Annotated in this window: 5 protein-coding genes; 1 reads left to right on the top strand and 4 read right to left on the bottom strand. The window is 66.4% G+C overall.

Annotated features, from left to right (window positions below):
- Window positions 1–117 precede the first annotated feature (117 nt).
- Entirely contained in the window at window positions 118–2688 is a 2571-nt protein-coding gene (locus CH266_RS07705) for an aminotransferase class III-fold pyridoxal phosphate-dependent enzyme (protein WP_032369897.1), read from the top strand.
- Here CH266_RS07705 and CH266_RS07700 read toward each other — a convergent pair.
- From CH266_RS07700 to CH266_RS07685, 4 genes are read right to left on the bottom strand one after another with little or no spacing between them, the layout of a single operon-like run.
- Window positions 2685–3299, bottom strand: coding sequence for a hypothetical protein (locus tag CH266_RS07700; RefSeq protein WP_032369720.1), 615 nt, complete (start codon window positions 3297–3299; stop codon window positions 2685–2687). The two genes, CH266_RS07705 and CH266_RS07700, sit on opposite strands and share 4 nt — an antisense overlap.
- Window positions 3289–5445: an MMPL family transporter gene (locus CH266_RS07695; protein WP_080729146.1), complete on the bottom strand. Its 2157-nt coding sequence runs from the start codon at window positions 5443–5445 to the stop codon at window positions 3289–3291. The genes CH266_RS07700 and CH266_RS07695 overlap by 11 nt, the downstream gene beginning before the upstream one ends.
- Entirely contained in the window at window positions 5442–6818 is a 1377-nt protein-coding gene (locus CH266_RS07690; RefSeq protein ID WP_032369719.1) for an aminotransferase class I/II-fold pyridoxal phosphate-dependent enzyme, read from the bottom strand. Before CH266_RS07690 ends, CH266_RS07695 begins: the two co-directional genes overlap by 4 nt.
- Window positions 6815–13237 carry a type I polyketide synthase gene (locus CH266_RS07685; RefSeq protein WP_094715055.1) on the bottom strand — a complete coding sequence of 2141 codons (6423 nt, stop codon included), beginning with the start codon at window positions 13235–13237 and terminating at the stop codon, window positions 6815–6817. Before CH266_RS07685 ends, CH266_RS07690 begins: the two co-directional genes overlap by 4 nt.
- Window positions 13238–14128 lie beyond the last annotated feature (891 nt).

The following is a 14128-nucleotide window of genomic DNA, read 5'->3' as shown; positions in this document are numbered from 1 at the left end:
TGGCCAGGTCTACCATCGCGTTTGCGTCCTGGCTTGGGGCGAGCCCTGGTTGTTCGGGACAACCATTCGATGCTCGACGGCCAGGGATGGATCCGATGAAAACGGAGCATGCTGGTCATGACTGACACGACAATCGATGTATCTGTAGTACCCGAGCGGTCGGGTCGCTCGGGATTTGCGGGCAGCGTCAATCCCGAGTTGTACCGACTGCTGACTGCACTGAATCTCGATCGCGAGTACGTCCGCGGCGACGGCACCGTGCTGTTCGATTCTGCGGGCCGTCGGTATCTGGACTTCGCGGGTGCCTACGGGGCGCTGCCGTTCGGGCACGGGCCGACGCCGATCTGGCAGGCGATCAACGATGTTCGGTGCAGCGGCGAGCCCATCTTCGTGCAGCCCTCGGTGCTCACCGCCGCAGGTGAACTGGCCGATCGTCTGGGGAGAATCGCACCCGAGGGATTGACGCGTACGACGTTCGTCAACAGTGGCACCGAAGCGACCGAGGTGGCGCTGAAGATCGCGCGGGCCCATACCGGCCGCCTCGGGGTGCTGACGACCGGGAACAGTTTTCACGGCAAGACGTTGGGGGCGCTGTCGGCGACGGGAAATATCAAGTATCAGAGTGGATTCGGGGCCCCGGTATCGGGATTCGACCACATCGCGTTCGGCGATGCAGAGGCACTCGAGGCAGCTCTGGCGGCTGCGCCGGATCACTATGCGGTGTTCCTCGTCGAGCCGATTCAGGGTGAGGGCGGCGTGGTGTGCCCGCCCGACGGCTACTTGCGGCAGGTCCAGGAGATCTGCAACCGCCACGGTGTGTTGCTCGCGCTCGACGAGGTGCAGACGGGACTGGGCCGGACCGGCCGGATGTTCGCGGCGGAGCACGAGGGCGTGATTCCCGACATTCTGACTCTCGCGAAGGCGCTCGGCGGCGGGATCGTGCCGGTGGGCGCGGTGCTGTGCCGCCCGGAGTTGGTGGGGGAGAGTTTCGCTCTTCGCCACACGTCGACGTTCGCGGGCAACGCCTTGGCCGCACGGGTCGGTCTGGCCGTCCTCGAGGAGTTGACCCGAGACGACTGCGCGGTGGTCACCGGAGCTGCCGCGCTCGGACGACAGTTGAAGAACGATCTGGCCGGCCTGGCCGAGAAGTATCCCTCGGTGGTCACCGAGGTACGTGGTCGCGGATTACTGCTGGGAATCGAACTCACCGCGGATGTGAACTTCGTCGGACGGCAGTCTCTGCTCGGTTCGATCGCGGATCAGCACAACCTGTCCGCGGTGATCTGCTCGTATCTGCTCAACGTCGAGGGCATTCGCGTGGCTCCGACTCTGTTCGGCAACAGGGTGATTCGTATCGAACCACCGTTGACGGTTTCCTCGTCGGCATGCTCGCGTCTGGTCGCGGCCCTCGATCGCGCGCTCGGCTACGCGGCCGAAGGGGACATGGACGGATTGTTCGGGCATCTGCTCGGGCGTCCGACTGTCGCCACTCCCGCGGCGCTCACGGCATTGCGTCCGGGCCGTACTCCCGACATTGCGGTACGGCCGGGCGATCGACGCTTCGCCTTCATCGCCCATCCTCTCGATCTCGGCTTCTTCGCTGCGTTCGATCCTGCGCTCGAGGTGTTCGACAATGCCGAGAGACAGGACTTGCTGGAGCGATTCGCCGCGTCGACGTCCGAGCTCGATCCGGCCTCGTTCGTCATCGGCAGCGGGCGGGTGTCCGGATTCGGAGACGCAACTGCGCACGGCGACCTGATCGGGCTGCCGTACACCTCCCAGCAGCTGCTGCAGCTGCCGACCGAGCGTGCGCTGGCAGTGGTGGGCGGAGCCGTCGAACTCGCGATCTCGCGCGGGGCAACCGTGGTCGGACTCGGCGGGTACTCGTCGGTGATCACCGGAAACGGGCTGGGTCTCGGTGCGACATCTCGGCCGATCACGACGGGCAACACCTTCACCGCGGCCGCGAGTCTGCGGGCCGTCCGACGTGTGTGCCAGGAACGGGGCATCGATGTCGCTCGCGCTCGGGTGACGATTCTCGGTGCGGGTGGGGCGATCGGACGGACCATCGGCAAGCAATTGGCCGGTGAGGTCGGCAGTATCGCGTTGGTGGGCAGGCGCGGCGAGAACTCGGTGATCGCGCCGAAGTTGTGGGCTGCGGCGCAGGAGATGGTGGCGAGTGCCGGTTCGGGTTCGGGTGACCTGGCGGTGGCTGCCGCCGAGGTCGCCGGCGACCTCGACGATCTGATCCGTTCGCGTCACATCGAATTCTTCACCGATCCTGTTGCTGCTGTGCGGGATTCGTTGATCGTCATCGCGGCGACGTCGGCTCCGCAGTCGTTGATCGATCCGACGGACCTGATGCAGGGGGCCATCGTCTGCGACGTGGCGCAGCCGCCGAACATCGGCCGGGACGTCCGCGGTGAACGGCCGGACGTGACGGTGTTCGACGGCGGAATCGTGCGGGTGCCGTCGGGCTCGGATTTCGGTTTGACGTACGGGTTGGCTCCGGGGTTGACGTACGCGTGCATGGCCGAGACGATGCTGATCGCATTGTCGGGCGAATTCGCGCTGCGCAGCATCGGGACCACTCTGGACGGTGAGAATGTCGAACGGTTGGGTGCGCTGGCCGACGTTCACGGCTTCACGCTCGCCGAGGCCACCCGGTGGCGTCAGGACGCTCACTAGGTGACCGGGGCCGGAGGTCGCGAGAGCAGGTGGACCTCCGGTCCCGCCGCGCCGATGCGGGCGGTTCCCCATGGCACAAAGCCCATCGCCGTCCAGAATCCGAGGTTGCCCTCCTTGCAGATTCCGTACAGAGGTCGGCCCTCGCGATCGGTGCGCGCCTGCACGTGGGCCGACAGCGCAGCACCGACACCGGATCGGTGTGTGGACGGTTCGACGCCGAGGTAGACCCACAGCACAGCGTCGGGGGCGGGGGAGTTCTCGGTCAGGAGCCGATCCATCTCGATGCCGGCCCGGGTGCCGGAACCCATGGCCCACAACAGATGTGGACCGGACACCAGCTGCCGCCACCACGGTGGCGCGGGGGCGTCGTGTGGATGCCACAGTGACACTCCGACGATGCGGCCGTTCTCGACGGCGAGGTCGGCCCCACCTGCGGGAATGTAGCGGTGGCGGATCAGTGCGGCCATCATGCGCCGCTGTTTGCTCGGGCGGCTGGACGCGTCCGGGAAGAAGTATTCACTGACCGGGTCGTCGTCCTGGAAGGCGCGTGCCATCATCGCGGACATCTCCGTGATGTCTGCTGTGGTGGCCGTTCGGATCTCAATGGGCACGGCTGGTCTCCTCTGCGGGCGAGTGCGGACGTGGTGTGGCCTGCGGTCGCTCAGGGGTGGGGCGCAGCCACCAGTTGGCGTTGCCCATCGACGCGACGAGCGCGGGCACCAGCATCATGCGCACGATGGTGGCGTCGATGACGAGACCGACGATGATGCCGATACCCACGAGCCGCATCATGGCGAGTTCGGACAGCGAGAAGAATGCGGTGACGGTGATGAGCAGTAGCGCGGCGGCCGTGACGACGCGTCCGGTGTGGGCGGCACCGATGCGGACGGCGTCCCGGGTGGTGGCTCCTGAATCGTGTGCTTCGACGATGCGGGAGAGCAGGAAGATCTCGTAGTCGGTCGACAGGCCGAACACCACGGCCATGATGAGGATGCTCATCGTCGACTGCAACGGCCCTGGGGTGACGCCGATCCACTCGGCACCGTGGCCGTCGACGAAGATCCAGGTGAGCACTCCGAAGGTGGCACCGAGGCTGATCGATGCCATCGCAATTGCCTTGACGCTGAGCACGATCGAGCGGAACGCCACCGTCGTCATCACGAACGTGGCGAGAACCATGATGGTCAGCATCCACGGAAGCGTCGCGTAGATGGCGTCCATGCCGTCCTGGCTCTGCGCGGTGCGGCCGCCCACGCGCAGTGTCGTCCCGGTCGGGGCCGGGATCGACCGGATGGAGTCCAGTGTCTCCAGGGCACCTGCCGTGCGATCGGGTGAGCTCATGATGGCATCGACGACGGTCAGGTTGTCTACGGTTCGGCCGGGGACTGCTGCAACGACACCGAGTGACGCGTCGACCGCTCTGGTCACTTCGGCGACCGCTGCGGGACTCGGTGGGGAGTCGGTGTCGGATTCGACGAGGACGGTGACACCGGTGTTCGCGAGCGGGAATTCGGTGAACAGCTTCTCGGTGGCGATTTTCGCGGACGCGTCGGAAGGGAGGCCCGTGTGGTCGAGATCGCCCAACCGGGCACCGAGAATCGGCGCACTGAGCAGTGCAAGTATCGCGAAAATGGATACGACGACAAGCACCGGCCTGCGCATGACGCGGTCTGCGACCGTGCCCCAGAACCGTTGGGCGCGGGCGTCGCCTCGGTCGATAGCGCCTGTGCGCCAACTCCACGAGTCGATACGGTGTCCGAGGATCGCGAGCGCTGCGGGCAGTGCGGTCAGTGAGATGACGGCAGCAACGGCCACCGCGGCCATGCCGCCGAAGCCGAGAGACCGAATCATCGACTGCGGGAAGATCAGCATGCCCACGAACCCACATACGAGCAACAGGGCCGAGAACGCCACGGTGCGGCCTGCGGTGAACATCGTGCGGCGCACCGCATCTGCCGGGTCTCGGCCGTCACGTAGTTCCTCGCGGAAACGCGTGATGACGAACAGGCTGTAGTCGACGGCCATCCCGAGTCCGACGAGCGAGGCGATATTGGTGGCGAACACCGATACTTCGGTGACCTCGTTCAGTGCTCGCAGTACGGCGAGCGATGCCACGACGCTCATGCCGCCGATGACCAACGGCGTTGCGGCAGCGACGAGTCCGCCGAAGATCAGCAGCAACAGGACGAGCAGAATCGGGAACGTGATGGTCTCGGCCCGCACCAGATCCGCTCGCGCCTGCTCGTTGTAGGCGTCGGCGATGGCCGAGAAGCCGCCGAACTGCACGGTCGCGCCGTCGATCGTCAAATCCGCGCGCAGGTCCCGGTAGGTCTTGACGCGTCGGTCCTCGTCGCCGGTCAGTGTCAGGACCGCGAGTGCGGACCGGCCGTCGAACGATCGCAGACCCGACGCGAACGCGTCCGGCACGGTCCAGTAGGTGATGGGAGTGCGGGCGAGCAGTCCGTCGTCGATGTCGTCGAGGCGACCGAGAACGGTGTCGCCGATGTCGTCGATCGAGCGTCCGTCCGTCGGGGTGTAGACCACCGCGACGTCGGGAACCTTTCGGCCGAAACGCGATTCGACCAACGCGTCCACTTCGGCCGATTCACTGGCCGGGTCGGTGTACCCGCCCAGGCTCAGTTCGTCGACGACACCGATGCCCCACGCACCCGCGGCCAACACGAGCGCGACCACGGTGACCAGTACCCACCGCGCACGTTCGACGACGAAGTCGACCGGTCCGGTGCCGGTGGTCACGACGCACCCGGGGCGCCGACGCCGTCGACGAAGGACGCCAGTGCGGTCAACGCGGCGTCGATCTGTGCGTGCGTGTGTTCGCTCGAGAGGAAGAACCGAAGCCGTTCCTGGCCCACCGGTACCGAGGGATAGGTGATGGCGTTGACGTTGATGCCCTGGTGCAACAGTGCGACGCAGGCCAGTACGGTTCCTTGGGTGTCGCCGATGACGATCGGCAGAATGGACGTGCCCTCGGCGGTCCCGGTGTCGAACCCGTGAGAGCGTGCGCGGGTGAACGCATAGCGGCCGTTCTCGCGCAGGCGTTCGACACGGTCCGGTTCGGCGGTGAGCACGTTCAGCGCCATGTTCGCCGCTGCCACTGCGGACGGCGCGGGTCCGGCCGTGAACATGCTCAATCCCGGTGCGGAGTACTTGAATCCGCGGATCAGCTCGCGGGAGCCGGCCAGGAACCCGCCGACGCTGCCGAGGGCCTTGGACATGGTTCCCATCCACAGGTCGACGGCGTCGCCGGGCAGGTCGTAGAGTTCGCGGATGCCGAGGCCGCGCTGACCCAGTACGCCGAACGCGTGTGCTTCGTCGACCATCACGGCGCAGTCGTAACGCCGGGCCACGGCGATCAACTCGGGGAGTACGGCGACGTCGCCGTCCATGCTGTAGTGGCTTTCGAGGATCACCATCGCGCGTGCGAAACTACCGCGCGACATCTTCAGTATCGCCTCGAGTGCATCGGGGTCGTTGTGACGGAACAACACTCGTCGACACCCTGCCCATTCGGTCCCCGAGACGATGCTGCTGTGGACCAGGGTGTCGCACACTGCCAGGTCACCTTTGCCCAGCAGGTAGCCGACCGCGGCGGCGTTGGTGAGGTACCCGCTTGCGGTGATCACCGTGTCGTCGACGTCGTAGATGCGGGCGAGCGCCGACTCGAACTCCTCGTAGAGCGGAATCTGGCCGCTCACGATGCGGCTGCCGGACACCGAGGTTCCGTAACGATCGATCGCGTCCTTGGCTGCGTCCATCACGCGCCGGTCCGAGCTCAGGCCCAGGTAGTTGAAGCTGCCGAAATTGATCATGTCGCGGTCGAGCTGTCGGATGGTCGCTCCGGCCGTGCCGTCGTGCGGCAGGTACAGCGGGTTGGGCACACCGAGTTCCGCGAACATCCGGTCGACTCCGTCGAATTGCGCGGTGGTCGCCGCGACGTCGGGATGATCGGCCAGAGACCCGCTTCGCTGCCCCTTACCGTGCCCGGCGGCGGCAGGTTCGGCGGCAGTGGGTCCACGGCCGATCGACTCGGGGCCGGTGTCCACGTTCACCGTGGAGTACCCGCCGCGGGCGAGCAGCCTGCGAGCGATCTCTCGTGAATCGACGCTCATGGTGCGACCGCTTCCAGAGGGGCGGACGGGGGCACGGTGGATGCGGCGTTACCCGCGGCGGCATTCCTGGTGATGCTCGCAGCGAGTTTCGCTCCGATCGCGGCAAGGCCCTGACCACGCCCGAACTCGAGCACCGACATTTCGAGACCCACGGATTTGCCGACCCGAGCGGCGAATTCGACTGCCATCAGTGAGTCGAGGCCCAGTTCCGGTAACGGTGTCGAGGTGTCGACTGCATCCGGATCGATGCCCATGACGGCTGCGAGCTGCTCGGCCAGAACGAACGTCAACACGTCCGCGCGTTGGTCCTCGGGCAGCGCGAGTATTTCGGCGTGCAGTGCGGTGACGCCCGACCCTCCGGTACTCGCTGCGGCGATGTGCGCTGCGAAGCGTGGGATGTGCGCGGACGCGGGGTTGGCGATACCCCATTGTTCCCAGTCGATTCCGACGACGGCCACGTGCGGAAGGTCCAGCGTCAGGCATTCGCCCAGATAGCGGGCTGCTGCGTCCATGTCGACATTGCGGAAGCCGAGCATGTCGAGGTATCGCACCACCTCCTCCGCAGTTTCCGCCATGCCCCCTCCGCTCAGCGCGCCCCAACTGACCGTCAATGCCGACTTGCCGTGGGCACGCCGGGACCAGGCGAGTGCGTCGAGCACGGAGTTCGCGGCGGAATAGGACACCTGCGGGGTGCCACCGCTGAGGCTGCTCATCGAGGAGAACAGGACGAAGATCGCAGGATCGATTCCGGCGACGTCGAGTGCGCGATCGAGATTCAGTGCGCCGGTTACTTTGGGCGCGAACACTTCTCGAACGGACTGTTCGGTGATGTTCGCGACCGGCAGGTTGTCCACCACCCCTGCGGTGTGGAACACTCCGCCGAGCGGGGCGTCGGCGACGGTGTGTCCGATCAGTTCGGCCACTGCGTCGTAGTGCGAGATGTCCACGCGTTCGGCGACCACTCGTACTCCGGCTGCCTCGAATGCGGCGACTCCCGCGATGGCGGTCTCTGTGGTTGCTCCGCTGCGCCCGACGAGTACGAGGTGTCGTGCGCCCTCTGCGACGAGCCAGCGCGCGATCGCCATTCCGAACGCGCCGAATCCGCCGGTGACGATGTAGGCGGCCGTGGGATCGATGCGTACGGTCGGGACCTCGGGGCGGACCGAGGGCATGTCGTCGTCGAAGGACAGTACGACGCGGCCGGTGTGAGTGGAGCGCACGACAGCGTCGAACGCGTCGGCGACGCGAGCGAGCGGGTACGTCGTGTACGGCAGCGGTGTGTACGTGCGGTCCACCAACCCCGCGATGACGGCCTCGGTGACCTGCCGCGCCAGAGCCGGCTTGAACTCGAACATTCGGTCCATGTCGACGGCGAAGAAGGTGAGATTGCGATCGAACGGGGCGAGGTCCAGCACGCCGCCGAAGTAGATGTCGGCTTTCCCCAGCTCGACGATGCGGCCGAATTCCGCTGCCACATGCAGGTTCTGGGCCATGATCTCACCCGGCGAGGAGTTGTAGACGACGTCGACGCCTCGTCCGTCGGTCAGCACACGAATGTCGTCGGCGAAGTTCAGTGATCTGGACGCGAGCACGTGGTGAGCACCGGCCTCGGTTGCGACTGCCCGCCGCTCCTCGGTTCCTGCGGTCGCGATCACCACTGCTCCGAGCCCGCGGGCGACCTGGATTGCGGCCAATCCCAGTCCGCCCGCGGCACCGTGGATCAGGACGGTCTCGCCGGGTCGAACTCGGGCGAGATCGAGTCGGCCGAATCGCGCGCACATCAGCGGCAGGATCGACGAGCACCACCCGAACTCCCAGTCGGACGGTACCTTCGCCGAGCCCCCTTCGTCGGCGTCCAGGGTGACGAAGCGCGCCATGATGTTTCGTGAGCACAAGCCGATGTGATCGCCCGGTGCGATGCCGTCCACATCCGGTCCGACGCGCGTCACGACACCGAGTCCGCCGAGTCCGAGTGTCGTGCCGAAGTAGGTGCCCGCGAGTTCGCGCTCGGTCAGCACTCCCATGACCTTGAGCGGGTCCTTGTAGTTGATGTCGATTGCGCGGACCTGAACCTCGATCTGGCCGGGGCCGGGCTCCATGCGCGCTGTCGCGCGAAAGGCGATATCGGACAACATCTTCGATGCCGGAGCCTCGATCGCGAAGGACGCCTCCCGGTCCAGTAGCGGGGCGGGTGTATCGCGTAGCGCCAGGTGGTCACGCAAATTGCTGCGCAGCCTCACCGCCCATCGAGAACCCTGGCGCAGAGCCACCTCGTCGGCATCGTCGCCTGCGTAGGGCCCGAACGCGATCGTCTCGGTCACCACCTGCTCGACGTCGGTGTCGGCTTCGGTGTCCACCAGGCGCCACGCCGCGGGGGATTGTTCGTTGCGCAGTGACCGTCGGGCACCGACGAGGCCGGAGTGGGTCAGGTGCGCGCCGGCGGGATCGCCCGGCATGCAGAAGGCCTTCTCGGTCACGATCACCGCGGTGACGGACCCCGGCTCGGAGGCCGGCCCGTTCGAGTCGCCGTACAGCGCGTTCTGCACGGTGCGTGCGATGGTGGTCAGGGCGTGCACGGCCGACGCCGGGTCTGCGAACTCGCCGGCGACGGCGACGACGGTGGCGCGGTCGACACCGTCGGCCTCGAGGCCGGTACGCAGGATTCTGGTCAGGTCGGTGGCGTCGAAGGTGTTCTGCGCCAACACCACCGACGTTCGGCGGGCGCGGGCGATGGCCTCGGCGCGCGTGTGTGCTCGGCTGTCGGCTGCGGCGTCGCCCAGCACGACGACCAGAGCGAAGTCGCGATCGGTGTCTGCTGCGGGCATCGGAGCATCGCGGTTGTCCCGCAATTCCCACACCGGTTCGTAGAACAACCGGTCCAGTTCGGTGTGCAGCGACTGCGGCGGCGCAATCGGTTTGAACTCGACGCCGCCCAACGCGACCGCGGCCCGGCCCTCGTCGTCGGTCACCGTGATGTCGGCTCGCATCGGGTCGGATCCCGTCCGCCGCACCACGACGACGGCATGGTCGGGAATCGGTCCGTACCTGCGGACGGACGCGATGGTGGCCGGAACCACTGCGCCGCTGCGGTCCCCGGCGGCAGCCGACGAACCCAGCGCTGTTCCAGCCAGTGCAGCAGTTCCGGCCAGTGCAGCGACGCATTGCAGCGCGGTGTCCAGTACCGCGGGATGCACCAGGTGACGGGAGCCGGAGTGACGGCCGGCGTCGATGACAGCGACGACTGTGTCGGTGTCGATTCGGGCGGAGACGATGCCCTGGAAGGCCGGTCCGTAGTGCAACCCGGCCGCGGCGAGCAGCGGATACAGCGCGTCTCCGGTGATCTCGACGGCGGCATCGGAGATCTCAGCGGCGACGAACGGGGCGTCGAATCGCCCCTCCACGAGGCGGCCCGTGGCGTTGACGGTCCATTGGGTGTCGGCCGCCGGCCGCGAGCGCAGCACGAATCTTCTCGTCGAGTCCTCCACCGAGATCTGCAGAACGGGAACGTCGTCGGCGTCGATCACCAACGGGGCGACGAACTCCACGTTCTCGGCTGCGACCTCTGGATGTCCGGTCCGCGCGGCCGCGGCGCTCAGTGCGGCGTCGAGGTATGCGGTACCGGGTAGCAGCACGAGACCGTCGACGACGTGGTCGTGCAGCCACGGCAGTTGGGCAACGGCCAGTTCGACGCTCCAGTGGGAACCGGCCTCGTCGGAACGTTCGCCGAGCAGGGGGTAGGTGTCGGGGGCACCGAACCTGTCGAGAATCGAGGATTCGGGCTCGGACCAGCAGCGTGTGCGTTGCCACGGGTATGCGGGCAGCTCTGTGTGCGGCGATACGGCTGCCGGTCCGTCGAAGGAACCGCTCGCGTAGAGACCCTGGATTGCGGACGTCAGGCTCGATCGGTCGTCCGCCCCACGGACCAGCGTTCCGATCGATGTTCCGGTCTCGCCGGCTCGGATCAGGATTTCCCTGATGTTGCCCGAGAGCACCGGATGGGGGCCGACTTCGAGGAAGACGCGGTGGCCGTCGGCGATGAGAGCGGCCATCGTGTCGGCGAAACGCACCGGGCGTCGAACGTTGTCGCACCAGTAGCTCGAGTTCCATTCTGCGCCGGTGACTCGCTCTGCCGTGACCGTCGAGTACAGCGCGAGACCAGGGACCTGTGCATCTATGGTGTGCAGGGCCGAATCGATCTGCGCCAGAATGGGATCCATGAGGTGGCTGTGGTACGGCACCTCGACGTGCAGCATCTTGGCAAAAACGCCGCTGCCGGTGAGTGTCTCGGCGAATGCTGCCAAGGTTGCCGTGTCGCCTGCCAACGTGACCGCGGTCGGGCTGTTGATCGCGGCCACCGAGATCTCCGCGGACACGCCGTGCTCCTGGATCCGGGCCATGGCATCGTTCTCGGACAATCCGACGGCCAGCATGCCGCCGGAGCCTGCGGTGGTGGCCTGCAATCGGGCGCGGTGGTAGCTGACGAGCAGGGCGTCGTGCAGGCTCAGTGCTCCGCTGATGTAGGCGGCGCTGACCTCGCCGACGCTGTGTCCGACGACCGTGGTCGGTGCTATCCCGAGGGAACCGAGCTCGGCGACGAGAGCGACCTGGACGAGGAAGTTCGCCGGTTGCGCGATCGAGGTATCGGTGACCCGGGATACGTCCTCGTCCCGGGTCAGTTCCTCGATGATCGACCAACCGGCGATGTCGACGAACGCAGCATCGACGAGCCGTGCGACACGGGCGAATTCGCCGTCCGCGAGCAGCAGTTCGCGGGCCATGGCCCACCACTGCGGGCCCATGCCGCTGAAGACGAACACCGGCGCCGCGCTGTGGCCGACGACGGTGTGGGCGGTCGACCCACTGCCGCCCGCGAACGAGACCAGGGCGCCGAGCAAGTCGTCTGCATCGGTGTAGGGGAGTGCGGCCCGGACAGGGTGGTGGGCTCGACGCGACCACGCGGCCGAGGTGAGCGCAGGTAGTTCGTCCGCGCGGCCGGAATCGATCAGATCCTGCACCGTGGTTCCGAATGCCGCGGCGGACGCACGTGCGGCCGTGTCGGTCCGTCCGGAGACGGGGAACAGCCGAAGTTCGACGGTGTCGTTCGCAGGTCCGGTGGCCGGCGCGTCGGGCTGGGCCGGTGCCGCAGACATCACGACGTGCGCGTTGGTACCGCCGTATCCGAAGCCGTTGATGGCCACGTACGGGTCTGCATCGGCGAAGGGTTCCACGGCCACCGGAATGCGAATGTTCAGCTCGTCGAACGGGATTGCCGGATTGAGCGTGTGCAGCCACGCCTGCGGCACGATGGTCCGATGGTGCAGCGTCAATGCCGATTTGATGAGGCCGGCGATGCCCGCGGCCGCTTCCGTATGCCCGATCGCGGCTTTGATGGAACCGACCACCAGCGGGCTCTCGCGTCCGTCGACCACGCCGTAGGCTCCGCCGAGCGCCTCGAGTTCGAGTGGGTCTCCTACTGCGGTTCCCGTGCCGTGCGCTTCGACGTAGCCGACCCGTCCGGGTTCGATTCCTGCTTCCGCGCACACTCGGGTGGCGAGTGCGTGTTGCGAGACGGGATTGGGGACGGGAATGGCGATGGTGCGCCCGTCCTGGTTCACGCCGGAACCTCGAATCACCGAATAGATCCGGTCCCCGTCCGCGATCGCATCCGCCAGGGGGCGGAGCAGCACCATGCCCGCGCCTTCGCCGCGGCCGTATCCGTCGGCGGCGGCGTCGAAGGACTTCGATCGGCCGTCGAACGAGAGAAACCTGCCCTTGCACATCGAGACGAACGTCTCGGGGCGGAACATCGCATTGGCTCCGCCGACCAGGGCCATGGTGCATTCGCCGCGCTCGAGTGCTCGGACGGCCTGGTGGACGGCGACGAGGGACGACGAGCATGCGGTGTCGATCGTCATGGACGGTCCGACGAGATCGAGCGCGAACGAGATGCGGTTGGAGAGCAACGTATGCGAGGAACTGGTGGCGCTGTGCGAATTGATCTGGGCGCGTGCGGAACTGGATGCGCGCAGCCCGGCCGAGTCGTTGGTGAATCCGCCGACGAACACTCCGATCGGTTGCCCGCTGACCCGGCCTGCGTGCCCGGCGTCGTCGAGCGCTTCCCAGGCGACTTCGAGTAGGAGACGTTGCTGAGGGTCGGTCACCGAGGCCTCGCGAGGCGACATTCCGAAGAATTCGGGGTCGAAGTCCCACAGCGACTGGGTCAGGAATCCGCCGCGTCGGGTGTAGGCGCGTCCCGGCGCGTCGGGATTGGGGTCGTAGAAGCGATCCGCGTTCCACCGATCCGCAGGTATGTCGACGATGCCGTCGCCCTTGTCGAGCATGAACTTCCAGAAGCTGGGGCCATCGTGTACCCCGCCTGGGAATCTGCATCCGATTCCGACCATTGCCACCGCGACCATGCTGTCCCCCCGAGAGACAAAGAGTTGTGTTGTGCGAATGCGTTTGTTGCGCAAAAGAAAAGACGCGCGTCGACGAATCGAACCCCCCTCGTCGACGACCCCCGTTGCGACAAAGTGAATACAATCAGACCGCGGGCCGGATTTCCATAGCAACCGAGGGGTTGCGTCGATCGGGTCGGTCTGCATGGTCGATCACGACTCGACCGTTGTCGTTGCAAATGAAATGCGTGTTCCACCAATATCTTTCGTGATTGCCGCGAAAGATCTGGAAGCTCACGCGGAATCGCGGTCCGCAACTCGGCTCGGGTCGCAGTCGCCGGAGCCCCGATCCGACGAATGTCGATCAGCAGATCCCTCGGTAGCGATTCGTCCGGGTCGCCGCGATCGGCGGGATGAACGGCAGAGGCGAACAGCTCGAGTGAACTGCAGGGGTGATCAGCTTCCGTGTCGGTCGGGGAGGACCGACAGAATCGCGTCTGTGCCAGTCGTCACATCGGTCGCCTCGGGCGGGGTCGATGCGCCGGTTTCCCGCGGACCTCTTGACGAAGGGAGGCGCAAGGTTCACTCTTGTCGTCAGGAGCACCCCCTTGCGGTATCGGGCGCACACCTGTTCGAGACGGCGTGGCGACACGCTTTCCTCGACTCGGTGCGAGAACGGACCTCGGGTGTTACTTTTGATGCCCCCGTTGCGCCTTGCGCACATTTGGGGTACCTTTGGACGTTGCGCTGGCTGCCTCCTGTCCACCTCTCGATCGCTGTTTCCCGAAAGCACGTTTTCGGGCCGCTGTGATGGGGATTCGGTCTGGTTGCGACCAGCCGAAATTCGCCCCACATATAGCAAACAGATACAGCGGCGGTCGCCATGTCGTTTCGGTTGACAGAACGGCGCGA

Origin of the sequence: Rhodococcus sp. 06-1474-1B (genome assembly GCF_002258885.1) — a bacterium.
GTDB classification, from domain to species: Bacteria; Actinomycetota; Actinomycetes; order Mycobacteriales; family Mycobacteriaceae; genus Rhodococcoides; species Rhodococcoides fascians.
This window is presented reverse-complemented; position numbering and strand designations above follow the sequence as displayed.

What these genes read in the sequence shown, in the direction of transcription:
- CH266_RS07705 (WP_032369897.1), top strand. Translation starts at nt 118, where the DNA reads ATGACTGACACGACAATCGATGTATCTGTAGTACCCGAGCGGTCGGGT.
- CH266_RS07690 (WP_032369719.1), bottom strand. Translation starts at nt 6,818, where the DNA reads ATGAGCGTCGATTCACGAGAGATCGCTCGCAGGCTGCTCGCCCGCGGC.
- CH266_RS07685 (WP_094715055.1), bottom strand. Translation starts at nt 13,237, where the DNA reads ATGGTCGCGGTGGCAATGGTCGGAATCGGATGCAGATTCCCAGGCGGG.